General features: G+C 46.7%; 16 protein-coding genes, 2 tRNA genes, 3 rRNA genes and 1 pseudogene. 3 read left to right on the top strand and 19 right to left on the bottom strand.

Annotated features, from left to right (window positions below; all coding sequences use genetic code 11):
- Positions 1-37: 37 nt before the first annotated feature.
- The 10 genes from KXJ80_RS11010 to gmhB all read right to left on the bottom strand — a co-directional run bounded on the left by KXJ80_RS11010 (position 38) and on the right by gmhB (position 11,588).
- Complete coding sequence (locus tag KXJ80_RS11010) at positions 38-640, bottom strand: GNAT family N-acetyltransferase (protein WP_055647196.1); 603 nt, start codon at positions 638-640, stop codon at positions 38-40.
- A gap of 663 nt (positions 641-1,303) precedes the next feature.
- Positions 1,304-2,434 carry a sodium ion-translocating decarboxylase subunit beta gene (locus KXJ80_RS11005; protein ID WP_218738783.1) on the bottom strand — a complete coding sequence of 377 codons (1,131 nt, stop codon included), beginning with the start codon at positions 2,432-2,434 and terminating at the stop codon, positions 1,304-1,306.
- A gap of 8 nt (positions 2,435-2,442) precedes the next feature.
- Positions 2,443-4,278 carry a sodium-extruding oxaloacetate decarboxylase subunit alpha gene (gene oadA, locus KXJ80_RS11000; RefSeq protein WP_218738784.1) on the bottom strand — a complete coding sequence of 612 codons (1,836 nt, stop codon included), beginning with the start codon at positions 4,276-4,278 and terminating at the stop codon, positions 2,443-2,445.
- Between the two features lie 11 nt (positions 4,279-4,289).
- Positions 4,290-4,577, bottom strand: coding sequence for an OadG family protein (locus tag KXJ80_RS10995; protein WP_203433382.1), 288 nt, complete (start codon positions 4,575-4,577; stop codon positions 4,290-4,292).
- A 555-nt stretch (positions 4,578-5,132) separates the two neighbouring features.
- A 5S ribosomal RNA gene (rrf, locus tag KXJ80_RS10990) occupies positions 5,133-5,248 on the bottom strand.
- A 131-nt stretch (positions 5,249-5,379) separates the two neighbouring features.
- Positions 5,380-8,272, bottom strand: a 23S ribosomal RNA gene (locus KXJ80_RS10985).
- Between the two features lie 282 nt (positions 8,273-8,554).
- Positions 8,555-8,630: transfer RNA gene (locus KXJ80_RS10980), tRNA-Ala, on the bottom strand.
- Positions 8,631-8,767: 137 nt separating this feature from the next.
- Positions 8,768-8,844, bottom strand: a tRNA-Ile gene (locus KXJ80_RS10975).
- 70 nt (positions 8,845-8,914) lie between these two features.
- Positions 8,915-10,457 (bottom strand): 16S ribosomal RNA (locus KXJ80_RS10970).
- Together the 16S, 23S and 5S rRNA genes with 2 tRNA genes alongside form the textbook arrangement of a ribosomal RNA operon.
- Positions 10,458-11,036: 579 nt before the next feature.
- Positions 11,037-11,588: a D-glycero-beta-D-manno-heptose 1,7-bisphosphate 7-phosphatase gene (gmhB, locus tag KXJ80_RS10965; protein ID WP_218738785.1), complete on the bottom strand. Its 552-nt coding sequence runs from the start codon at positions 11,586-11,588 to the stop codon at positions 11,037-11,039.
- Between the two features lie 316 nt (positions 11,589-11,904).
- Here gmhB and KXJ80_RS10960 point away from each other — a divergent pair, with 316 nt between their 5' ends.
- The 3 genes and pseudogenes from KXJ80_RS10960 (at position 11,905) to KXJ80_RS10950 (ending at position 15,168) form a co-directional block, all read left to right on the top strand.
- A complete protein-coding gene (locus KXJ80_RS10960) occupies positions 11,905-12,576 on the top strand; it encodes a GntR family transcriptional regulator (RefSeq protein WP_037419935.1) in 672 nt (223 codons plus the stop codon).
- Positions 12,577-12,668: 92 nt separating this feature from the next.
- Complete coding sequence (locus KXJ80_RS10955) at positions 12,669-13,733, top strand: ketoacyl-ACP synthase III (protein ID WP_055646937.1); 1,065 nt, start codon at positions 12,669-12,671, stop codon at positions 13,731-13,733.
- Positions 13,734-13,845: 112 nt separating this feature from the next.
- Positions 13,846-15,168 (top strand): annotated as a pseudogene (locus KXJ80_RS10950) (IS4 family transposase).
- A 29-nt stretch (positions 15,169-15,197) separates the two neighbouring features.
- On the opposite strand, the gene KXJ80_RS10945 reads toward KXJ80_RS10950, so the two are convergent.
- The 9 genes from KXJ80_RS10945 to KXJ80_RS10905 all read right to left on the bottom strand — a co-directional run bounded on the left by KXJ80_RS10945 (position 15,198) and on the right by KXJ80_RS10905 (position 24,725).
- Positions 15,198-15,797 carry a lecithin retinol acyltransferase family protein gene (locus KXJ80_RS10945; RefSeq protein WP_047533632.1) on the bottom strand — a complete coding sequence of 200 codons (600 nt, stop codon included), beginning with the start codon at positions 15,795-15,797 and terminating at the stop codon, positions 15,198-15,200.
- Positions 15,798-16,008: 211 nt separating this feature from the next.
- Positions 16,009-16,686, bottom strand: a complete 678-nt coding sequence (locus KXJ80_RS10940) for an exonuclease domain-containing protein (RefSeq protein ID WP_047533629.1) — start codon at positions 16,684-16,686, stop codon at positions 16,009-16,011.
- Positions 16,686-18,548 (bottom strand): DUF294 nucleotidyltransferase-like domain-containing protein, encoded by a 1,863-nt coding sequence (locus tag KXJ80_RS10935; protein ID WP_218738786.1) that lies wholly within the window; start codon positions 18,546-18,548, stop codon positions 16,686-16,688. Before KXJ80_RS10935 ends, KXJ80_RS10940 begins: the two co-directional genes overlap by 1 nt.
- 150 nt (positions 18,549-18,698) lie before the next feature.
- The gene (locus KXJ80_RS10930; RefSeq protein WP_037419920.1) at positions 18,699-20,435 is read right to left on the bottom strand and encodes a sodium:solute symporter family protein; all 1,737 of its coding nucleotides are present in this window, start codon (positions 20,433-20,435) and stop codon (positions 18,699-18,701) included.
- 11 nt (positions 20,436-20,446) lie between these two features.
- Positions 20,447-20,713 carry a DUF4212 domain-containing protein gene (locus tag KXJ80_RS10925; RefSeq protein WP_011622295.1) on the bottom strand — a complete coding sequence of 89 codons (267 nt, stop codon included), beginning with the start codon at positions 20,711-20,713 and terminating at the stop codon, positions 20,447-20,449.
- Between the two features lie 430 nt (positions 20,714-21,143).
- On the bottom strand, positions 21,144-21,767 hold the full coding sequence (locus tag KXJ80_RS10920; protein WP_037419917.1) for a thiol:disulfide interchange protein DsbA/DsbL: 624 nt from the start codon (positions 21,765-21,767) through the stop codon (positions 21,144-21,146).
- A 139-nt stretch (positions 21,768-21,906) separates the two neighbouring features.
- On the bottom strand, positions 21,907-22,758 hold the full coding sequence (locus KXJ80_RS10915; RefSeq protein WP_218738787.1) for an SDR family oxidoreductase: 852 nt from the start codon (positions 22,756-22,758) through the stop codon (positions 21,907-21,909).
- A gap of 68 nt (positions 22,759-22,826) precedes the next feature.
- Positions 22,827-24,032: an HD-GYP domain-containing protein gene (locus KXJ80_RS10910; RefSeq protein ID WP_218738788.1), complete on the bottom strand. Its 1,206-nt coding sequence runs from the start codon at positions 24,030-24,032 to the stop codon at positions 22,827-22,829.
- Between the two features lie 219 nt (positions 24,033-24,251).
- Entirely contained in the window at positions 24,252-24,725 is a 474-nt protein-coding gene (locus KXJ80_RS10905; RefSeq protein WP_037426787.1) for a DUF2919 domain-containing protein, read from the bottom strand.
- Positions 24,726-24,727 lie beyond the last annotated feature (2 nt).

Below are 24,727 nucleotides of genomic sequence, written 5' to 3'. Positions count from 1 at the left end.
TCTACTCATATTAGATATGCGCGATACGCATCATTCCTTACACTACCAGTCGCTGTTGTAAGCGAAAGATTAAATGATGTTTCACCGTCGCCCACTCAGAATCAATAATGGAATAAACCACAGTGTCCCGAATGGTGCCATCCTTAAGAATTTTATTATTCCGTAAAACCCCATCTTGCTTGGCTCCTAAACGAGCGATGGCTTGGCGCGAAGCTTGATTGTGCCAATGGGTTCTAAACTCCACCGCAATGGCCTCAAGGGTTTCAAAGGCAAAGGTGAGTAGTAGCAATTTAGCCTCGGTATTAATACCTGTGCGCTGGGCGCGCTTAGCATACCAAGTGTAACCAATCTCTAAATGGCGGTGTTCACGCTCCCAATGGCAAATGCGCGTACAACCTACAATCTCACCAGAAACTTTGTCTCGCACCGCAAAGGGAAAACTTTCCCCACGGGATTTTTCAGCTAAGGCTTTCATTACATAAGCTTTCATCTCACTCGGCTCAGGCACACTGGTAAACCATAAACGCCACAGTTCACCATCGGTGACCGCTAAGCTAAGTGCCGCCACATGGGATAACGACAAAGGCTCTAGAACGACATATTCACCATTTAAACACGCTGAAAGATCATCATTGCCCATTATCTCGTCTCCATTAACGCGGTAAAAAGTGTGCTATTGCGCACACTTTTTACTAGCCTATCATTTATATAAAATAAAAAAACCTCTATTTTCAACATGATTATATAAATTTTATTCCTGACAATAGCTAAGTTTCTCTTAAGCTTCACCGTTGAAAATGACAGGTTAATGAATCGGTGCATAAGCCTGCCATGGTTTAGCACATGGCACGCTGTAGCCTAGGGCTCCAGCCTATTTAGATCGTGTAAATATAAGGCCGACCAACACATCTATGTATTTAGGGCGTGTTGACGTTTCGAGATTAAATTTTGTTCGTTCTGGCAAGCTCGTGCTCGCGAAACGAGGAATGATGTGTCGTTATTCTACTCAAATGACGAGCGGCTCTTACGACAGAAAGTAAGTATGACAGAAAGTAAGAGCAAGGGCTGGCCAGACGAACCCTTCGGGCAGCATTTGTCTGACGTTTCTGCTGCGTGATCGTCCGTTTATGTAGAAGAACTACACAGCACGGACTTTGCCTTGCATAAACGCCAGCCTAATTGCTGCAAAAATAACCATGAAACGTCAACACGCCCTAGTAGGCCTTTTGATGTATCCCACTCGCTTTAGCAGGCGCGATAACCTTACACTATGGGTTAATACTATATTTTTCGTTTTATTCTATTAGCCGAGTACGGCAAGTAGTATCCCCGCAGCGACTGCAGAACCTAGCACGCCAGCAACATTCGGTCCCATAGCATGCATTAATAGAAAGTTATGCTGATTAGCCTCTAATCCCACTTTATTCACTACCCTTGCAGCCATAGGCACAGCCGATACTCCTGCCGCCCCAATCAGCGGATTAACCTTACCGCCGGATAACTTACACATCAGTTTTGCCATCAACACTCCTGCGGCAGTACCTATACCAAAAGCAAGGGCACCAAGAACTAAGATCCCCAAGGTTTCTACCCGCAAAAACTGCTCGGCCGATAATTTAGAGCCAACAGCTAAGCCCAAAAAAATCGTCACGATATTAATCAGCTCGTTTTGTGCTGTTTTTGAGAGCCTATCCACCACGCCCGATTCGCGCATTAAGTTACCAAGGCAAAACATCCCTACCAGTGGCGTTGCCGCGGGTAAAAACAGAATGGTTAAGCCTAATACCATCAGCGGAAAAATAATTCGCTCCTTTTTACTGACTTCCCGTAGCTGCTCCATTTTTATCTCACGTTCCGCTTGGGTTGTGAGTAAACGCATGATCGGCGGCTGAATAATCGGCACCAACGCCATATAGGAATAAGCCGCCACAGCAATCGCTCCCAGTAACTCAGGCGCAAGCTTAGAGGCAAGGAAAATAGCCGTTGGTCCATCCGCGCCACCGATAATGGCAATGGCGGCGGCATCCTGCATAGAAAATTCAAAGCCTGGCACCAGATTTAGGGCGATAGCGCCAATTAAGGTCGCGAAGATCCCAAACTGCGCTGCGGCACCGAGCAACAACGTCTTTGGATTGGCAATAAGGGCACTAAAATCTGTCAGTGCTCCGACCCCCATAAAGATCAGCAGTGGAAAAACGCCGGTTTCAATCCCCACATGATAGACGTAGTAGAGTATTCCCCCCTCTTCGGTAAAGCCTGCGTTGGGAATATTCGCCAGCACTGCACCAAAGCCAATAGGCAACAGCAACAAAGGCTCAAATCCACGCACGATAGCGAGGTATAACAGCAACATGCCAACGGCCATCATTAAGACTTGCCCTGCGGTAAAATGGGCTATGCCCGTTTCGGCCCAAAACGCCAGTAAACCATCCATATAGACTCCTAGGCTAAGGCCAATAATTGAGAACCCACGACAACCGAATCACCTTCTTTCACAAAGAGATGGGTAATAACACCATCCCCCTGAGCGCGGATCTCTGTCTCCATTTTCATCGCCTCAAGGATGATCACCACATCGCCGGCGAAAACCCTGTCGCCAATCCCTACATGCACTTTAAAGATATTGCCCGATAGCGGCGCACTCATCTTCAGCTTAATCTCGGCGGATTGAGCCAATGGAGCACTGTTTGAATGAGAAGTAGGGGCATAATTAAGCTGCGAAGCTACCTGTCCTTGAGGTTGGATCTGACTAATTTCGCCGCCCTCGGCAACCTCAACCACATAAGTTTGCCCTTCAACCGTGACGGTATAGGTTTCGGCCTCACGCGGCGTAGCTGGTAAGATTGGCGCAAGTTCAGGTTTAGGCTCAAATGCCGCCGGATTATGGCGATTCTTCAAAAACTGTAAGCCAATCTGTGGGAAGAGCGCATAAATGAGTAAATCATCGTCCGAAGGCTTTTTCTTACTCTCTAAGACGAGACTAATCCCTTGATCCTGCGCCTTTGATAATAACTCTGCACGCAACTTGTCTAACTCTGGTACGAGTAAATCCGCAGGACGGCAGGTGATCGCCACCTGTCCATTAAGTACTCTTGCCTGCAACTCTGAATTCACTGGCGCTGGCGTAGCGCCATATTCGCCCCTTAGCACGCCTTCAGTCTCTTTCGTCAACGATTGGTATCTTTGTCCCATCAGTACGTTGATAACCGCCTGAGAGCCAACAATTTGCGAGGTTGGCGTGACCAAAGGCAGAAAACCTAAATCTTGGCGTACCCGAGGGATCTCCTCCAGCACCGCATCTATCTTATCTAGTGCACCTTGCTCTTTGAGTTGACTCTCCATATTTGTCAGCATGCCGCCAGGGACTTGAGCACGTAGAATGCGGGGATCAATCCCCTTTAGCGCACCTTCGAATTTGGCGTATTTTTTGCGAACCTCACGAAAATAAGCGGCAATCTCCTCAAGTAATACAAGATCATAGCCTGTTGCACGTTCAGTATCTTCCACCATAGCGACTACCGTTTCAGTTGCGGTATGGCCATAGGTTTGACTCATGGAAGAAATGGCGGTATCGAGCACATCGACCCCCGCCTCAATAGCCTTTTGATAGGTCGCCGTACTCAGCCCCGTCGTAGCGTGGCAATGCAATGAGAGCATGAGTTGAGTTTGTGATTTTAGGCGGCTGATAAGCTCAAAAGCTTCCATAGGCTTGAGTAAGCCCGCCATATCTTTAATACACAGCGAATGACAGCCCATGTCCTCAAGACGCTTTGCCATATCAACCCAAGTATCAACCGAATGAACAGGGCTAGTTGTATAAGAAATTGTGCCTTGCGCGTGCCCACCGACATCACGCACCGCTTTAACTGCCATCTCTAGGTTACGCACATCATTCATCGCATCAAAGATACGGAAGACATCGACACCATTGGCATGCGCACGCTCGACAAAACGTGTCACTAAATCATCGGCATAATGGCGATAACCCAATAGATTTTGACCACGCAATAACATTTGTTGAGGCGTATTGGGCATTACCTTTTTCAGTTCGCGGATCCTATCCCAAGGATCCTCACCTAAATAACGGATACAGGCATCGAAGGTCGCTCCGCCCCAAGACTCTAGCGACCAAAATCCCACTTTATCTAAGAGCGGTGCAATCGGAAGCATGTCATCTATGCGTAAACGCGTCGCTAAAATAGACTGATGTGCATCCCTCAAGACGACATCAGTTAACTGTAATGGCTTAGACGCCACTATCGAATTTACTCGGTTCATATGGCGCTCCATTATTTAGCCTGAGAACGATACTGCTGGACGGCTAAGCTGATCGCAGCCACCAATTTAGGATCTAAAGTGTTTACAGCTCCGGTTGAGCTCGCATCATTGACCTTTAACGGTTCTACTGCTTTGTGCTCTTCACGACACCACTTAGCAACCAGATTCACAGCTAATATCAATACACTTAAAAATAAATAGACCAGCCCCATCCCCAATAACATGATGCCAACAGCGTCTAATAACTGTTGCGTTAGCTCCCCTTTCACTGCCCTACCTCCTTCGCCCTTAACCAACATTCGCGTTTTAAATTAACAACCACACAACATCTGCATTGATAACAAATTTAATCGACGAATGTAAATTGGTAAGACCAATTTACATAAGATCAGCAGCAAGTGTCTGAGGGATCCTTAGTGAACGACCGATAAAATGAATATTCGTTAATGAAACGGCAAAGCAGAAATTTTTATTGAGGAGTAATGACGAAATGAAGATACCAGCCAAGATGAAACCAAAAGCAAACATGGGCTGACAATAAGGTTCTGACTCCCCCTTAAACGAGCATACGAAGAGTACAAGCTTTAAATTTACTGATTAGTCCTATAAGGACAAAAATCAAAGGGGTCTCAATGCACTAAAGTATTTAGACCAAGCAGCCATTTAAATGAATGATGCTAAAGGTGTTGGAGAATGAAGAAAACAGAGCAATGAGGGGCTCTCTGTTTATATTCCGTATGAGGCGAAAAATTAAAGATACTTAGAGAAGTATTGTGAAGAATAGAACGTTGAAATTGAAAACACTAAAAACAAAAAAGCCAGCTTATTCAGCTGGCTTCATTGTTTAGTTAGGCGCTTGGCGATGACCTACTCTCACATGGGGAGACCCCACACTACCATCGGCGCGATTGCGTTTCACTTCTGAGTTCGGGATGGGATCAGGTGGTTCCACAAGGCTATTGTCACCAAGCAAATTTGGTATTTACTTACCCGTCTTATCTCACGCAGGCAGTAAATTAATTCGGAAAGCTGTATTGAGTACCACTTCTTAAGTGTTTCTATTCAAGCTAAGTGCTACTTAGCAAAACCCATCTGGGTTGTATGGTTAAGCCTCTCGAGTCATTAGTATCAGTTAGCTCAACGCCTCACAACGCTTACACACCTGACCTATCAACGTCCTAGTCTCGAACGGCTCTTTAGTGGACTTAAAGTCCAAGGGATGACTCATCTTGGGGCTCGCTTCCCGCTTAGATGCTTTCAGCGGTTATCGATTCCGAACATAGCTACCGGGCAATGCCATTGGCATGACAACCCGAACACCAGCGGTTCGTTCACTCCGGTCCTCTCGTACTAGGAGCAACTCCCCTCAATCATCCAACGCCCACGGCAGATAGGGACCGAACTGTCTCACGACGTTCTGAACCCAGCTCGCGTACCACTTTAAATGGCGAACAGCCATACCCTTGGGACCGACTTCAGCCCCAGGATGTGATGAGCCGACATCGAGGTGCCAAACACCGCCGTCGATATGAACTCTTGGGCGGTATCAGCCTGTTATCCCCGGAGTACCTTTTATCCGTTGAGCGATGGCCCTTCCATTCAGAACCACCGGATCACTATGACCTACTTTCGTACCTGCTCGACGTGTCTGTCTCGCAGTTAAGCTGGCTTATGCCATTGCACTAACCGTACGATGTCCGACCGTACTTAGCCAACCTTCGTGCTCCTCCGTTACTCTTTGGGAGGAGACCGCCCCAGTCAAACTACCCACCAGGCACTGTCCTTACCCCAGATAATGGGGCCAAGTTAGAACATCAACACTACAAGGGTGGTATTTCAAGGACGACTCCATCAGAACTAGCGTTCCAACTTCATAGTCTCCCACCTATCCTACACATGTAGGGTCAATGTTCAGTGCCAAGCTATAGTAAAGGTTCACGGGGTCTTTCCGTCTAGCCGCGGGTATACGGCATCTTCACCGCAATTTCAACTTCACTGAGTCTCGGCTGGAGACAGCGTGGCCATCATTACGCCATTCGTGCAGGTCGGAACTTACCCGACAAGGAATTTCGCTACCTTAGGACCGTTATAGTTACGGCCGCCGTTTACCGGGGCTTCGATCATGAGCTTCTCTTGCGATAACCCAATCAATTAACCTTCCGGCACCGGGCAGGCGTCACACCGTATACGTCATCTTGCGATTTTGCACAGTGCTGTGTTTTTGATAAACAGTTGCAGCCACCTGGTATCTGCGACTCCCGTCAGCTTAGAGAGCAAGTCTCATCACCAACAAGAGCGTACCTTCTCCCGAAGTTACGGTACCATTTTGCCTAGTTCCTTCAGCCGAGTTCTCTCAAGCGCCTTGGTATTCTCTACCCGACCACCTGTGTCGGTTTGGGGTACGATTCCCGCTAACCTGAAGCTTAGAAGATTTTCCTGGAAGCATGGCATCAACTACTTCATCCCCTTGGGGACTCGTCATCAGCTCTCAGTGTATAGTGACCCGGATTTGCCTAAGTCACCCACCTACCACCTTAAACGCGGACTACCAACGCCGCGCTAGCCTAGCCTTCTCCGTCTCTCCATCGCAGTTAGCGGAAGTACAGAAATATTAATCTGTTTCCCATCGATTACGCCTTTCGGCCTCACCTTAGGGGTCGACTCACCCTGCCCCGATTAACGTTGGACAGGAACCCTTGGTCTTTCGGCGAGGGGGTTTTTCACCCCCTTTATCGTTACTCATGTCAGCATTCGCACTTCTGATACCTCCAGTGTGGGTTACCCCTTCACCTTCAACGGCTTACAGAACGCTCCTCTACCGCGCAACTCTAATGAATTGCACCCGTAGCTTCGGTGGTATGTTTAGCCCCGTTACATCTTCCGCGCAGGCCGACTCGACTAGTGAGCTATTACGCTTTCTTTAAATGATGGCTGCTTCTAAGCCAACATCCTAGCTGTCTAAGCCTTCCCACATCGTTTCCCACTTAACATACACTTTGGGACCTTAGCTGACGGTCTGGGTTGTTTCCCTTTTGACGACGGACGTTAGCACCCGCCGTCTGTCTCCCGAGTAGTACTCATTGGTATTCGGAGTTTGCAAAGGGTTGGTAAGTCGGGATGACCCCCTAGCCTTAACAGTGCTCTACCCCCAATGGTATTCGCTCGAGGCGCTACCTAAATAGCTTTCGAGGAGAACCAGATATCTCCCGGTTTGATTGGCCTTTCACCCCCAGCCACAAGTCATCCGCTAATTTTTCAACATTAGTCGGTTCGGTCCTCCAGTTGATGTTACTCAACCTTCAACCTGCCCATGGCTAGATCACCGGGTTTCGGGTCTACGCCTTGCAACTAAACGCGCAGTTAACACTCGGTTTCCCTACGGCTCCGCTATTCGCTTAACCTCGCTACAAAACGTAAGTCGCTGACCCATTATACAAAAGGTACGCAGTCACGGTCTCAAGAACCGCTCCCACTGCTTGTACGTATACGGTTTCAGGTTCTATTTCACTCCCCTCACAGGGGTTCTTTTCGCCTTTCCCTCACGGTACTGGTTCACTATCGGTCAGTCAGGAGTATTTAGCCTTGGAGGATGGTCCCCCCATATTCAAACAGGATATCACGTGTCCCGCCTTACTCGTTTTCATCAAAGGTTAGTTTTCGTGTACGGGGCTATCACCCTGTGCCGCTGGACTTTCCAGACCATTCCACTAACACCCCTCTGACTTAAGGGCTAATCCCCGTTCGCTCGCCGCTACTAGGGGAATCTCGGTTGATTTCTTTTCCTAAGGGTACTTAGATGTTTCAGTTCCCCTCGTTTGCCTCACTACACTATGTATTCATGCAGTGATAACAGCTTATGCTGCTGGGTTCCCCCATTCGGACATCGTTAGCTCAAATGCTTGTTACTAGCTCGCCAACGCTTTTCGCAAGTTACTACGTCCTTCATCGCCTCTGACTGCCAAGGCATCCACCGTATACGCTTAGTCGCTTAACCATACAACCCAAATAGGTTTCACTTACGTGAGCCACTTGCGCTGTTGCGACCAGCTGGTTTTACTTGTCTCATCTTCGACCAAGAAGATGGACTCGCCTTAGACTTGAATATTCAAGACACTTAACAAGTGTTTTAAGAACTCAATTTTTTTCGTATTAACACAACGACAGACATCATTGTGTTAATTACTATCAGCTTTCCAAATTGTTAAAGAGCGGGCTTAAAAAAGCCAAAGATAATGTTTAAGTTTATCTTTGGCATCTCTAACCATAATGCAGTAAATGGTGGAGCTATGCGGGATCGAACCGCAGACCTCCTGCGTGCAAGGCAGGCGCTCTCCCAGCTGAGCTATAGCCCCATTTACATGCAGTGCGAGTAAATAAGATGTTCCAAACCTCTTAAAGGATTGGTTTGCCAATCATTTCTTATCAAGGCGGACAGTGGCGACGTTTAGTTCACTAAACGAGTCACTTTCCAACGCTGAGAAGGAAGGATTGGTGGGTCAGAGTGGACTTGAACCACCGACCTCACCCTTATCAGGGGTGCGCTCTAACCAGCTGAGCTACAGACCCATCTTTTACTCTATCTTCTATCAAGCAAATCTGTGTGAACACTCAACAAACATCGAGTTAGTCGTATAGGTAAGGAGGTGATCCAGCCCCAGGTTCCCCTAGGGCTACCTTGTTACGACTTCACCCCAGTCATGAACCACAAAGTGGTGAGCGCCCCCCCGAAGGTTAAGCTACCCACTTCTTTTGCAGCCCACTCCCATGGTGTGACGGGCGGTGTGTACAAGGCCCGGGAACGTATTCACCGTGGCATTCTGATCCACGATTACTAGCGATTCCGACTTCATGGAGTCGAGTTGCAGACTCCAATCCGGACTACGACGAGCTTTGTGAGATTAGCTCCACCTCGCGGCTTTGCAACCCTCTGTACTCGCCATTGTAGCACGTGTGTAGCCCTACTCGTAAGGGCCATGATGACTTGACGTCGTCCCCACCTTCCTCCGGTTTATCACCGGCAGTCTCCCTAGAGTTCCCACCATTACGTGCTGGCAAATAAGGATAGGGGTTGCGCTCGTTGCGGGACTTAACCCAACATTTCACAACACGAGCTGACGACAGCCATGCAGCACCTGTCTCACGGTTCCCGAAGGCACAAGTCCATCTCTGGTCTCTTCCGTGGATGTCAAGAGTAGGTAAGGTTCTTCGCGTTGCATCGAATTAAACCACATGCTCCACCGCTTGTGCGGGCCCCCGTCAATTCATTTGAGTTTTAACCTTGCGGCCGTACTCCCCAGGCGGTCTACTTAATGCGTTAGCTTGAGAGCCCAGTGTTCAAGACACCAAACTCCGAGTAGACATCGTTTACGGCGTGGACTACCAGGGTATCTAATCCTGTTTGCTCCCCACGCTTTCGTGCATGAGCGTCAGTCTTTGTCCAGGGGGCCGCCTTCGCCACCGGTATTCCTCCAGATCTCTACGCATTTCACCGCTACACCTGGAATTCTACCCCCCTCTACAAGACTCTAGTTCGCCAGTTCGAAATGCTATTCCTAGGTTGAGCCCAGGGCTTTCACATCTCGCTTAACAAACCGCCTGCGCACGCTTTACGCCCAGTAATTCCGATTAACGCTCGGACCCTCCGTATTACCGCGGCTGCTGGCACGGAGTTAGCCGGTCCTTCTTCTGTAGGTAACGTCACAGATGAGCCGTATTAAGACTCACCCTTTCCTCCCTACTGAAAGTGCTTTACAACCCGAAGGCCTTCTTCACACACGCGGCATGGCTGCATCAGGGTTTCCCCCATTGTGCAATATTCCCCACTGCTGCCTCCCGTAGGAGTCTGGGCCGTGTCTCAGTCCCAGTGTGGCTGATCATCCTCTCAGAACAGCTAGGGATCGTCGCCTTGGTGAGCCATTACCTCACCAACTAGCTAATCCCACCTAGGTTCATCCAATCGCGAGAGGCCCGAAGGTCCCCCTCTTTCCCCCGTAGGGCGTATGCGGTATTAGCAGTCGTTTCCAACTGTTATCCCCCTCGACTGGGCAGATCCCTAGGCATTACTCACCCGTCCGCCGCTCGCCACCTCATAAGTAAACTTACTTGTGCTGCCGCTCGACTTGCATGTGTTAGGCCTGCCGCCAGCGTTCAATCTGAGCCATGATCAAACTCTTCAATTAAAGTTTTTTGTTTAACTCGCGTTAAACGACTCAATGAATTCTACTGTTTTGATTCGCTTTGCTCACTAAGAAGCATCGCGTTTCAATTCATACATTACTGTATGTACATATTGCTATGAACACTCATTCATTGATTTAATTCTTTGATTACTCGCCAAACGGCAGAGTAATTTCGATTAACTCAACACCTGTGAGTGTCCACACAGATTTGCTTGATAAATTGTTAAAGAGCGTGGTTATTCACCTTAAGCATTTAGCGCTTTTGGCTTTCACCGCTGACCCCTCTGGGCCAGTGGATGCGCATTATAGGGATGTCAGATTTTACCGCAACCCCTTTAGGCAAAATAATTAGAAAAAGCGATGTGAATGCGCATTTTTTAAACCAAACCTAGGTTTTAGCGCCTAATTCGCTGTAATTTCCATCACGTTGGCTATCTTTATCGCCTGATAACGCCGTTAGCATCGGTCACTAAGCAAAACGATAAAGCCAATACCGCACTTTTTGTTGTTAAGCTCGCGCTTCAAGTTCAATCTCACGGTTCAAATAGATTGATGCACGCTTTAAGTTGCAAGAATAGGCTATTTCTTTAAAAAACCCGGTACATCGGCAATGCTATCGAGCACCATAGACGCCTCGCTATCATTAGCAATGGCTTTACCAGTACGGACGAGGATACGTGTCGGCACCCCTGCAGCTTTGGCCGCGAGCATATCGTCGGCTTTATCTCCTACCATCACAGATTGGGACAAATCGATTTTCAAAAATTTTGCCGCGTCGAGTAACATTCCTGGTTTGGGTTTGCGACAGTCGCAATCAACTTTATATTCACCAATCCCTTTTTCATTATGGTGCGGGCAATAATAGATACCATCGAGGTCGACACCTTTATCGGCAAAGTTCCAATCCATCCATTCGGTGAGACTGTGGAATTGGTCTTCGGTATACATGCCACGGGCAATTCCCGACTGATTAGTGACCACCACCAATTTGTATCCCATTTGCTTTAATGCAAGGCACGCCTCAAATACGCCTTCAATATATTCAAAGTCATCTACCTGATGCACATAACCATTATCTTTGTTGATCACACCATCACGGTCCAAAAAAACGGCTCGATTGACTGCACTCACAGTACTACTCCACTCACAAAAAACAGCGCTTAATGCGTAATTTTACTATTATTCCATCCATTGCAAAAAATTGCACCGCGAAGTTGACGGATACCACTTGGCAATTTGAGCTTGATTCATATTCTGACAATTCATTTGCCATAGTAACGCCTATAAATGGTCGATTAACACATCTTTAAGGGCGAATTCGTCCGCGAATAATTGTTTTAGCCATCTAGTCGATACGCAGCTCAATCGAGCTTTCCCTTTATTTGTGCTGTTTTTAACGGTAATCTTGCACGGATAACAATAAAACACCTAAAAATAGACGGTCATAATGAGTCGAACTACGCCTATAGTCCATAAAACCCGCACCCAGTTAGTTGTAGAAGTGCTCAGAGAGAAAATACTTTCGGGTGATATAGCCGCAGGAGAACCACTCAGACAAAGCGCACTAGCCGAAGCATTGAATGTTAGCCGCATTCCGGTAAGAGAAGCCTTGCTGCAACTTGAAGCTGAAGGGCTGGTAAAATTCGAACCCCATAAAGGGGCTACAGCGACTGAATTATCCGTTGAACAAGTGACCGAGCTGTTTGAGTTGCGCGCCATGATCGAGACGGATCTGCTCGCCAAAGCCATTCCACGACTTCAAGAAGAAGATTTAATAAGAGCTGAACGCGTATTAGAACAATTGGAATCAGCCTTTAAACATGAAGATGCAGTCGCCAGTTGGAGCGAGCTAAATACACAGTTTCATACCTGTTTATACCAAGCCGCCAATCGCCCACATACGCTAGAGGTCGTGCATGGCCTTAATACCAACTGCGATAGATATATTCGTTTGCAATTACTGCTCGCAGGAGGCATTCCCGCAGCAGAGCACGAGCACCGCGAACTGCTCAATTATTGTAAGCAAAGAGAAACAGAGAAAGCCACGGCGTTACTGCGACATCATATTTTGCATGCCGCAATGACAATTCGGGATCTGGTCGCCAAACAGGTGGTATAGATCACGGACTGTCATTCGTTATACCGATAAGCTTTGTTGTCGATTTAAGGCAGCACTAAAGGTTCTGCCTTTTTTATTTGAGAGAAAACACCATGCAGTACGCCACAATCACTGGCTGGGGAAAATGTGTTCCACCCGCCACTTTGACTAACGATGATCTTGCCACTTTTATCGAAACGTCCGATGAATGGATTAAATCACGCACAGGGATCAGTCAACGTCATATCAGCCATGTGAACACCTCGGAATTAGCCTCAGTTGCCGCCAAGCGTGCGCTTGCAGCGGCTGGGATTGAGGGCAGCGAAATTGATATGATCATTTTAGCCAGCGCTAGCCCAGATACTTTGATCCCCAATATAGCCTCAACAGTGCAGGCCAATATTGGTGCAAGCTGCGCAGCCTTTGATATCAACGCCGCCTGCAGTGGTTTTTTGTACGGCTTAGGTTTAGCGAGCTCACAGATCAAGAGTGGTCAATGCAAGAAAGTCCTCGTTGTGGGCGCCGAACGCTTATCTTTCTACCTCGATTGGTCTCGCCGTGAAACCGCCGTATTGTTTGGTGATGGCGCAGGCGCAGTTGTCGTGGAAGCGACCGATGTTCCCGGTGGCGTATTAGGTTATGAGCTGAATAACGATCCCGATGGTAGAGACATCCTCAAAGCGGGTTTCGGTACCGCGATGGATCGATTCTCCGCCGAATCATTAGACTTTTACATCCAATTTGATGGCCAAGAAATTTTTAAACGCGCCATTAATGGTATGAATAAGCTAAGCACTCAAGTGCTGGAAAAATGTGGCGTCGATAAGGATGAAGTTGATTTAGTGATCCCACATCAAGCGAACGAGCGCATTATTGATACCCTCGTTAGCCGCATGAAGATCCCTAAAGAAAAAGCCTTTGTGAATATTGCTAACTATGGCAATACATCAGCGGCAACGATTCCAATTGCGATTTGTGATGCACTCGAAAAAGGGTTAATTAAACCTAACCAAACCATTCTTTCTTGTGCCTTTGGTGCGGGATTAACCTCTGCTGCATTGCTATTGCAATGGGGTGAACGTGTCACGCCAGTGCAAATCAGTGATGCCCAATTACCGCCTTGCGATCAAACTGGCATTGAGTTAGTAAAACGCGCTGTAGATTATTTCTGTAAGTAAGTTTATGCATATAAAGGCCATCATTGGATTAATGCCGATCAGTTAAGACAGATCGCTTGACGATCTCGCTGAAAAGATCAAAATCCGATGACCTCATGTCATCGGATTTTTTATGCAACTCTCAGAAGCACTCGCCCGTACTCATATTACCCGCCTAACCGAATTCACCTGCTTAGCTGATGTGTTAGAACCTGAGTTAATTCAATCTTGCCTAAACTCTCAGGGCGTTGCGACGTTAAGACGGCGTAAATTGCCGATGGACGCGATGATTTGGGCCGTTATCTGAATGGCTTTGTTCCGAGGGGAGTCTGTTCGGTCACTCATCAACAAACTCGACATTGTTTTGCCGCAAGAGATTGATTATGTTGCACGCAGCGCCGTGACTCAGGCGCGTAAACGATTGGGCAGTGAGGTTATTAGAGAAGTATTTAGCCGCAGCGCCAATACCTGGCACGCGAGAGCTGAACATCCTCATTGGTGCGGCCTTAACTTGTATGGTGTTGACGGTGTCGTGTGGCGGACACCCGATAGTGTTCAAAATCAAGCCGCCTTTGGACGAACCGCCAACGCTTCAGGCGAAGCGGCTTATCCGCAAATTCGCATGGTTTGCTTGATGGAATTAAGCAGCCATTTATTGGTCAACAGCGCCTTTGATTCGGTTGCCGAAAATGAAATGAACTTAGCGTCCCAGCTCATTCCTAGCATTCCTAATCACAGCCTAACCCTATTTGACCGAGGATTTTACTCGCTCGGCCTGCTGCACGCTTGGCAGCAAGCGCAACCTGATAGCCACTGGTTGTTGCCATTGAAGAAAGGCACTCAATATGAGGTGGTGCGAACGCTAGGAAAGCATGACCAGAGGGTGAAACTCACCACGACACCTCAAGCCAGAAAGAAATGGCCGCAGCTCCCTGAAACTCTTGAAGCGCGTTTATTGACTAAGACAGTGAAAGGTAAGTCAGTCGCCATTTTGACCTCGTTGATAGACCCGATGCGTTACCCCAGCGAAGACATCGTCGACTTATATGCCCATCGATGGGAAATCGAACTGGGCTATAGAGAGATGAAACAACATCTGTTGGAGAGTCGTTTTACGCTTCGCAGTCAACTACCGGAGCTGGTGACTCAAGAGTTATGGGGCGTGCTACTGGCCTATAATCTCATTAGATATAAGATGTTGCTGATGGCTAAAAGCTTGCCATCGGTCCATCCCAATCAACTGAGTTTTCGGGATGCGGCGAGTTATATCATCTTCAAGTTGACACAACTGTCATCACAAACACCGGGGAATGTCCCGAGAGACGTATTGGATATAGAACGAAATGCACGGCAATTTAAGCTGGATGGTAAACGGGAAAGGGCATATCCACGAGTCCTTAAAATGAGCAAAAACAAGTTTCCGGTTAGACCAAAGAAAAATGCCGTTCACTCTTAAGTGAACGGCATTACATCATTGGATGGCCTTTATATATCTGTAAGCGCTGATGCTAAATGCATTTCATCCCAGTAAATCCCCTGCCCAAAATAAGCTGCGAGTTTTTGATTTAACTCATTAAAGCTTTTAATCGCTCGTTCTTCACCGCACAAACATGACCACACAAATCGGTGGCAATTATTGTCAAACAGGTCATATTCACGGTACTGATAAATCGCCCGCTCGGCCCGATTAACAATGGTATTGGCGATAAGCGGTTGATGTTGATGATTACAGGCAATAAAAATTTGGCTACCTGTACGACCCGCTAAAAATCGCTTTACCGATACGGCTCGAACAAGCCCTGAGCCATGTAACTCCACAATGCAATCATCAGCTAACCAAATCCCAGTATGCTCAATCACCCCAAACACATAACAACAAACGATACTCCCAGGTTGTGGCGTGACTTGCTTAAAACCCTTTTGCCATTGGCTCGGCGCAGTAATCATCGCCTGCTTTGTGCTTACTTGGCGAGGAACGCTGCCTAATAGTCGGTTGCGTTCAAGCTGTTGTCGCTTTTCGCGTTCATCGGCGAGCATCAATGCGCCCATCGCTGCACCGCCAATCCATAGTAACGGTAGTGGCATGATCTTCTCCTATTCGCTTAACACTCTATACAACGCAGTAATACTCGCGTGCACCACTTGCTCAACACAACTTGGCAATAGCAACCAATCACCGTATAAGCTAAGCAATCGCAAATGCCTCTCTAGTAGTGAGTGTAGTCAATGAGCCATTAATCAAATATGAAAAGCCTTCTGTTCCAGAAAAGATTGCGAATGAAGTGGCTTAACGTGATTAGGTCAGTAAATCCCCGACCGAAATATCTGCACCTCCCCCCATGGCCGCAACTTGTGCTAATAATAACTCCGCACAGGCTAATGCATCGGTTAATGCACTATGGGCACCGTAAATCGGTAAGTGATAACGCTCTCGACAGGCTCCAAGCCTTAGACTTCCTTCTTTAAGTACCGAATGCTCACGTAATAACCGCTGTTTCTCAAGTACTAAGGTATCTATAGCGGGGAGTAAAACGGCTTGATGGTAGATAGCCAATATATCTTGTTGTAAAAAACGACAATCCAGTGGGGAGTGATGGGCAACTAATACTCGGCCACGGGTTTGAGCAATAAACCATGCCATAGCCTCCTCAATGCTCACCGCTTGGATTAAATGGTTGTCGAGAATCCCATGAATCGTCGCACTTTGGCCGACACTGCCCTTAATTTGCACTAATTTTTGCTGCGCCTCACCAAGGGGGATCACTCCATTTTCAATGGGGACTAAGCCAATGCTTAAGATTTGATCCTGAAGGGGATCTAACCCTGTCATCTCCAAATCCATCGCCATCAAGGGAGCACGATTGATGGGCAGCGCCATCAGCGGGATTAAGGACTGATAATAATCCTTAAATAATTGATGCTGACAGCGCAGTGCTCGCCATTGCAACTTAGCATTAATCAACCAAGCGCCCATTAAAAGCTCCGCATAAATTTCATCTTCATGCCCGACTGGGCGTCATGAACCACCTTGAAGGCATCCCGTAATTGATGCCGAACTAAAGAAGATAAATGTGCGGGTAACAGATAGTTACTAATCTCAAGTCCCTGCGTATGTTGATAACCTTGGTTTGATAACCGCATATGGGCGATAAACTCATGGGCATCGGCTAAGTTAAGCGCATCCTTACGATTAAGAATATTAGCGTCCATCAGTGCCCTAATGCGTTTGGCGGTATTTACTTCTTTAATGCCCGCAGACAGGGCATATACGCGAGCAATATCATTGATCAAAGCATTACCCTTATGCTTTAAATCAATGCCTTTTACCTCACTGCCATCGCGCTCTAACACAAATTTTCGAAAGAATCCTAAGGGCGGAGACTCGATTAAGGAATTGCCAGTCAAACCCGCGAGAAAAATATCGTTGTCTTTGGTCTGTGCCAACACCTTATCCTGCAATGCATCAAATAATGATAATGGACCAAATACCGAACGCATATCGAAGAAAATACTTGCATGCATCAATGCCTTAGGCTCTGGCGTGACAACCCACTTTTCAAAAACCTGCTGCCATTCTTTGAGCGACATACGCCACTTGGGATTTTGCGCCATGATATTACCAGGGCAATACGCATAACCACACTGATCAAGCCCTGCACAAACCGCATGGGTTAACGCATCGAAATACCCTTTCGCATAATCATCCATTTCCTCGGCCACCAGCAAGCCGTTATCTTGATCCGAACAGGCCGCTTGGTCTTGCCGCCCCTGCGAGCCAAAGGCTAACCAACAAAACGCCATCGGCGCCTCACCGAGAATTTGCTGATTTAGCACAATCAAGCGCCGGGTTAAGGCATCGGTGACCGAGGTCAGCACGCGACCAATCTCCTCAGCCCGTGCATCAGCACTGATTAAATTTTGCAATAACAAGGGGATTTGTTTACTAACGCTAATGAGACTAGCGAGATCACGTTGGCGCTCGATTTCACCAATGAGGAGTAATGGCTGCGAACCTTGACCGCGTAAAATGTCGGTACTGGTCACCATGCCAATGGCTTTCACTTCCTCACTATTTTGCTCATCAATAATCGGCAGATGGTGAATATTATGTTCACTCATCAATAGCATAGCTTCAAAGATCAAGGCATTCGATGAAATCGAAATCGGTGAAGTCGTCATGGCTTGATGCACGGCAATTCGGCCATCAAGCCCTGCGGCGAGCACTCGATTGCGTAAATCTTTATCGGTTAAAATCCCCACCAGCTTACGATTATCGGTGACGAGTAAAGACGATACCCGCGAGTTACGCATCAAAAGGGCTGCTTGCGTTACACTTGCGTGGGCGTCGATCATAATCGGTGAAGATGACATTAAGGTACTAATACGACTGGTGGTCGTCAGATCTTTAGCCTTAAAACGCGCTTCATGGCGTAACCGTTTGGCAAAAGCACGGGTAAAAAATTTATCAAAGTGCCTACTCTCACTTCGTAGTTGATCGAATAATGCCTGTGGTAAGTGGTAAACCAAACTGTCTTCAAGAATGGCGACCCGATTGACTACCTTCTCCCCTGACAATAGCGTCGAAAAACCAAAAAACTCCCCTTCGGCGACTCGATCCACTAATACTCCTTCGGGATCGCGCACCTCAAAGGCACCGCTGCGGACCAAATACAATTTCGGCGCATCGGCATCAAAGGTCACAAACCCTGAGGCTTTACTGTAATACCCGACGATGACTGACTTAGCACAATGGCGAATGGTTTCATCGGGCAAAGTATCAAAGGGAGCTGTAGACGTTAAAAACTGCACAACGGGTTGTAATTCGCTGGCGTTCATAGCAACACCTTATTTTAGGTGAATTTTATCCCACTATAACGCGCTCGATTGTTAGGCCATATACGACTAAAGTCAGGCTCAAACTCTGCACTGACACCACCAAAAACAAAAGGACGCAAACGCGTCCTTTTCTCTTAATCTAGGTGAAAGTTAGTGGCCGCTGGCCTCACCCGCCCCTTTAGGGAAACGGATAGACTCAACCATTTCCTGCACATGAGCTGGTGCCGCTGCGGTCAGTTTGCAGACAATAGCTGCTACCACAAAGTTCACTAGCATGCCCACCATACCGATACCTTCAGGCGAAATACCAAGAAACCAGTTCGCAGGCACGTTTGCAGTAGGATCAACAAACTTGAAGTAGATGATATAACCAGCGGTGAAGAATAAGCCAAGCACCATACCTGAAATAGCACCTTCTTTATTCATGGTCTTAGAGAAGATCCCCATGATGATTGCAGGAAACAGAGATGACGCAGCCAAACCGAAGGCGAATGCCACCACCGCCGCCACGAATCCTGGAGGGTTAACCCCGAAGTAACCCGCAATAACAATACCAATACCAGCAGCAAGTCGAGCGTACATTAACTCTTTCTTGTCAGAAATATTTGGCATCAGGTTTTTCTTCATTAAATCGTGTGACACTGATGTTGAGATAACCAACAACAAACCCGCAGAGGTAGATAGCGCCGCAGCGAGACCACCCGCAGCTACCAGCGCAATCACCCAAGCTGGCAGATTCGCGATTTCTGGCGTTGCTAATACGATGATGTCGTTGTCGATTTTCATTTCGTTAGGGCTAGCAGCATCTTCCATTTTGCCTTTGGCATAGTAGATTTTGCCATCACCATTTTTGTCATCCCATTTGATCAGGCCGGTTTTTTCCCAGTTTTTGATCCAATCAGGCGCAGTTTCATAGGCAACACCCTTTTGATCTGGGCCGTTAATGGTTTCGATCATATTGACGCGAGAGAATGCCGCTAATGCAGGAACTGTGGTGTACATGATGGCGATAAACACCAATGCCCAACCCGCTGATATACGAGCATCTTTCACTTTCGGTACGGTGAAGAAACGCACAATAACATGGGGTAAGCCCGCTGTACCGACCATCAAAGCACCAGTAATACAGAACACGTCGATCATGCTCTTAGAACCATCGGTGTAAGGGGCAAAGCCTAAATCCACAGAGAGATTATTCAGTTTCTCTAACAGATAAACGCCAGAATTATTCCCCGCAGCATCGAGTAACTCAGCACCAAAACCAATTTGAGGAATGATATGACCCGTCATCATCACAGACAGGAAGATTGCAGGCACCATAAAGGCGAAGATCAGTACGCAATATTGGGCCACCTGAGTATATGTAATCCCTTTCATACCACCGAGTACCGCATAGAAAAACACTACGGCCATACCAATATATACGCCGGTATCTACCTCTACCTCAAGGAAGCGCGAGAATACCACGCCCACTCCGCGCATTTGGCCAGCAATGTAAGTAAAGCAAATGAAGATGGCGCAAATAACAGCTACCGTGCGCGCCGCTTGGGAGTAATAACGCTCACCCACGAAATCAGGCACGGTAAACTTACCAAATTTACGTAAGTATGGCGCCATACACAGGGCTAATAAAACGTAACCGCCGGTCCACCCCATCAAGTACACACTGCCGTCATAACCGACGAAAGAGACAATACCCGCCAACGAAATGAAAGATGCCGCAGACATCCAGTCGGCGGCGGTTGCCATGCCGTTTACAACGGGATGAACACCACCACCCGCTACATAGAACTCTTTAGTTGAACCTGCGCGAGTCCAGAGCGCAATCCCAATATAGAGGGCAAACGACAGCCCCACAATCAGATAAGTTAATCCTTGTACACCCATCTCTGTGCTCCTTAGTCTTCTTGTACGTTATATTTTTTATCTAAGGCGTTGGCTTTTGCCGCGTAGACAAAAATAAGCGCAACAAAGACATACATCGATCCCTGTTGAGCAAACCAGAAACCTAATTTGAATCCCATAAAATGGATTTCATTGAGTACATCAACCAATAGAATGCCACATCCAAACGAAACTGCGGCCCAAATAGCTAATAGGCCCAAAACCAGACGTAAATTCTCGTTCCAGTAACCTTTTGCTTTATCATTATTTTCAAACGCCATAGCGACTCCCCTGTGCTGTTTTATTTTTAAGTCTCGTTAAATCTAGCAACAGCTGGAGTGACCACAATCAAGACCTTAGTCTAATTTGCGAAATACCTCACATAGCAAAATACAAAATATCATTTAGAACCATCAACTTAACAATGTTTTTACATTTTGTTGTAAAAGTCGTTTTTTGAGCAACTTAGACCAATGTCGAAGAACTTAAGGCTAGAAAGAGACAAATTAGCGTGATAAGTGGAACAACTAGAAAGTAGTAATAGCCTGTCATGTAAACAAAATATCGTATTACTTCGAGTGTAATACGAGAGCTATCATCTCAATCTACACCACTTAGATTTGTCAGCAGACAGGCAAAAAATAACCCAGCATGGCTGGGTTATGGGAAACTGGTAAATTGGCGCCAGCATAGACGCCAGTATCAACGTTATTATTTAGCGGCTAAGTACTTCACTAACTCAGCCAATTCTTCAGGAGTATGAACCCGAGACGTGACTAAATAACGGCCATTTACCAATAATGATGGCACACCTTTAATCCCGGCCAATTCCGCTTGCGAATCGTAACTCATCAGTGAAAATTTAGCGTCAACAGAATTCATCGCCGCATCCACATCATCAGCTTTAGCACCTTGAGCCACAAAAAAGGCTTTCACTTGCTCAGGGCGGGTAAATTGCTCACCCTTGTCATGAATTTGTTTAAAAATCGCCTCATGGACTTGCTTGGTCATATTGAGCTTTTGCGCGATATAATAAGCCAATTGGCTCAGTTCCCACGCAGGACGCCCCGCCCCCACAGGCGTACGCTCAAAGGCAACATCCTTGCCCAAGAGTTTTACCGTGGAAGCGACAAAGGGTTCCTGTTTGTAGCAATGTGGGCAGTTATAGGAAAAAAACTCTCGCAGCACAGGCTTTTGCGCCTCGCTCATTCCTGCGACAGTGACATAATCCTTCCCTTCTTCAAAACTGGCCGCTTGCAGCGCAAAACTGGCGCTTAAGACCAATCCACAGGCCAAAGCAGCCAAAGGTCGAACAAGATTAGTTAGGGTTTTCATATATTCTCTTCTTATTAGTGAATGATTAACACGCATCATTGAATCGTAAGTCGTTTGCAACAGGCACGAGCCATTAAGATACCTCAAAATATGGCCATTGTTCTTAAACATTTGTTAACAATAGGTGGTAAATCCGCCGCTAACAGGCCGCTAGCATCGTAAGTGGGGAGGTAAATTGATACTTAAATCCCAGATCGCAGACGATTTTATCCCCCAGAATAACTTTGCTGGGTTGCAGCTGGGTATTAAATTGCGGTTCAGCCAATCCCAGTGACAGAGCCGCAGCACCGTAAAATTCGCTTCTCGATGGATGCTCTGGCGCGCATAGATTATAGATAGAGGCGGTCTTCTCTCCCTTTAGCTTAGTGTCGATAATTAAACTCACTGCCGCGACGCAATCCTGTAAATGCACGAGATTGACTGCAACATTACCACCAGCCACATCGGTTTTGCCTGCAAAAAAACGCCCCGGATGACGCTTTGGTCCAACGAGTCCAGCAAAACGCACCACGCAAGTATTAGATTGGTGAGCAAATAAAGCTTCAGCATCCAGCAACACCTGCGCTGAAGGAGACTCGGCATGAGCATCCGCTTCGCTCATGGATTTATCAAAAGAGGGATAAACGCCCGTGGTACTAATAAACACTATGCCTTGATATTGCCAGCCTTGGGTTAAGTCGATGAGTTGTTTTAGTTCGTTAAGATAAGCTGTATTACCATGCTTTAGACGAGGAGGAATATTAACAACAAGAAAGTCTGTCTGAAATAAGTCTTGCAACAGCTGTACATCGGGAACAATATCAGCCTCATCACCAAGTTGTAGTTGGAATGCCTCAATACCCGCGTGTGTTAACGCCGGAAGATCCTCACTCTGGCGCTTAGCCCCAGTCACGCGATAACCGGCTTGAACAAGTTGTTTTGCGAGCGCAAAACCGAACCACCCACAGCCTACAACCGCAACACTCTTTTTCTCCACCACAGTGTGTTCCATTATCTCTGACCTACTTACTGCTAATAATATATTTTGGCCAATAGCATACGGAACTCTGGCAAAGGGATTCAAGCTTGTAAAGAACTAAAATAAAAACTAATCCCCTTATCGACCTGCAATGTTCGCCTTGCGCCCTCAGTTAAATCTTCAACTCGCAAAGACTTTTGCACTGTCACGCCCTCATCACTTAAAAAGCGTAACGATGCGTCACTACCATCTTCTTTACAGGCCCACACCTGAGGCTGACTCACCTCTTTCGTGGTCATAATGACTTTTGCAACGCTATCATCCGATAGCTTAACTAAGGTCCCTGGTGGATAAATACCTAATATCTTGACTAAGACAGAAATCAACGATTCCGAATGTTTACTGGCTCTATTTTTAAATAAGTAACCGAGGGCAACTTGAGGAGAAGAAGCTTGCTGACCACTCAGTTGCTGATCGTAATCATTTGCTAGACTAACGATTTGAGTCACGATGGGAATTTTATGACCTGTGAGCCCATCAGGGAAACCCGAACCATCAACAAACTCATGGTGATGTAACACGATATTTAGTACTTCTTTGGGGAACAGCCCTGAACGATTAAGCATGTCATAGCCAAAATTAGGATGCATCTGTAAGTAATTAGCTTCATGGGGAGTCAGAGCACCACGCTTTCGACGGATCACATCGGGCACTTTTAGCTTACCAATATCATGGAATAAACTGCCAAGGGCAATATCGCGCAAATCCCTCGCTGGTAAATCCAGTGCATGACCTATCATCATGGCGAGCACCGCTACTGATATCCCATGCTGAGTCACACTCACATCCTTTTCGTCCATCCCGACTAAGGTTAAAAAGGGTTTTTCCACCTCTTGTAAATGACTGAGTAAATCTTCAACTAACGCTGCAGACAGGCGATATGCTCCTTCAGGATCGCTCACTATCTTGCCATACATATTACGGCACTGATTAACACTCTCTAAAAAACGTTTTTGACTTAAACGCATCGATTTACGGGTATCTGCTTTTAAATCTCGCTCTGGTGGCGCGGCTTCAATATCTTCAATGTCTTCCTCTTCTTCAGCAGTATCAATCTCATCATTACTGCCAGAAATGAGGTAAACATAGGGAACACCAAGCCCCCGGATCATCTCAATCTGAGCCGCACTATTGATATCAACTCGGTTAAATAAGAATGGGTGATTTGTCCACGACAAAGGCAACTTAACCCGCATACCGGGCTGAAGTTCTGAGAGTAGTAATTTTTTATGAGCTGCTTTTGCCACGCAATATGACTCCTTTCATGCACGCAAGAATGCAATATGACTTCTTGGCGCGTACATTTAAGCTAAGTACATATAACTATAGATGATTCAGCAAAATCAGTAAGCTGTTGGTGAAAAAATGCTTATCAAACTGAGGGATAGAACACATAAATTATGCTAACTTCATCGAATAAGACATAAAAAACAGTAATAACAAAGAGATGTAGACTACTATGTTATTTAAGTTTTTATTTCCTTCGGCCAATCCGTGAGGTAATAACGCAGTCGTTTTGACTGATAGACATAAAGACAGGACCAAAACAACACCAAGGCATCGAGTGCCAAACTCCAATGGAATAAAAACTGTCCGTGAATTAACCGCTGAGACAGTAAAACCGCATCAACTAATAACAATAACCACAGTCCCCATTTGAGATGGACAAACAACGGCCGAATCCATGAGGGCGAGCGGCGCCGCTCCGCGAGTACGACAAAATAAAGCACTACAGCACCAAGACCTGCCGCAAGTGCAAGTAAAAAGTCTGATTTTTCAGGATAAAAGAGCCTTACCAATTCAGCTCTATCACTGGCTTGAGTCAAGGAGGCGATAAAAATACACCAGCCTCGCGCGAGGAATGCCAAAATCACATATAAAAAAATCGGCGGTTTAATATGGCCTTTATCATCAAGCCAAGTGATGTGACTAAAATTCAACG

The sequence above is a fragment of the Shewanella xiamenensis genome, from assembly GCF_024971755.1.
Classification (GTDB): domain Bacteria; phylum Pseudomonadota; class Gammaproteobacteria; order Enterobacterales; family Shewanellaceae; genus Shewanella; species Shewanella xiamenensis.
The sequence above is the reverse complement of the archived record's forward strand: the minus strand, read 5'-3'. Positions and strand labels throughout refer to the sequence as shown.

Excerpts from the sequence above, each read along its gene's own strand:
- KXJ80_RS11010 (WP_055647196.1), bottom strand. The coding sequence starts at position 640 with ATGGGCAATGATGATCTTTCAGCGTGTTTAAATGGTGAATATGTCGTT.
- KXJ80_RS11005 (WP_218738783.1), bottom strand. The coding sequence starts at position 2,434 with ATGGATGGTTTACTGGCGTTTTGGGCCGAAACGGGCATAGCCCATTTT.
- oadA (WP_218738784.1), bottom strand. The coding sequence starts at position 4,278 with ATGAACCGAGTAAATTCGATAGTGGCGTCTAAGCCATTACAGTTAACT.
- KXJ80_RS10995 (WP_203433382.1), bottom strand. The coding sequence starts at position 4,577 with ATGTTGGTTAAGGGCGAAGGAGGTAGGGCAGTGAAAGGGGAGCTAACG.
- KXJ80_RS10960 (WP_037419935.1), top strand. The coding sequence starts at position 11,905 with ATGAGTCGAACTACGCCTATAGTCCATAAAACCCGCACCCAGTTAGTT.
- KXJ80_RS10955 (WP_055646937.1), top strand. The coding sequence starts at position 12,669 with ATGCAGTACGCCACAATCACTGGCTGGGGAAAATGTGTTCCACCCGCC.
- KXJ80_RS10945 (WP_047533632.1), bottom strand. The coding sequence starts at position 15,797 with ATGCCACTACCGTTACTATGGATTGGCGGTGCAGCGATGGGCGCATTG.
- KXJ80_RS10940 (WP_047533629.1), bottom strand. The coding sequence starts at position 16,686 with ATGGGCGCTTGGTTGATTAATGCTAAGTTGCAATGGCGAGCACTGCGC.
- KXJ80_RS10935 (WP_218738786.1), bottom strand. The coding sequence starts at position 18,548 with ATGAACGCCAGCGAATTACAACCCGTTGTGCAGTTTTTAACGTCTACA.
- KXJ80_RS10930 (WP_037419920.1), bottom strand. The coding sequence starts at position 20,435 with ATGGGTGTACAAGGATTAACTTATCTGATTGTGGGGCTGTCGTTTGCC.
- KXJ80_RS10925 (WP_011622295.1), bottom strand. The coding sequence starts at position 20,713 with ATGGCGTTTGAAAATAATGATAAAGCAAAAGGTTACTGGAACGAGAAT.
- KXJ80_RS10920 (WP_037419917.1), bottom strand. The coding sequence starts at position 21,767 with ATGAAAACCCTAACTAATCTTGTTCGACCTTTGGCTGCTTTGGCCTGT.
- KXJ80_RS10915 (WP_218738787.1), bottom strand. The coding sequence starts at position 22,758 with ATGGAACACACTGTGGTGGAGAAAAAGAGTGTTGCGGTTGTAGGCTGT.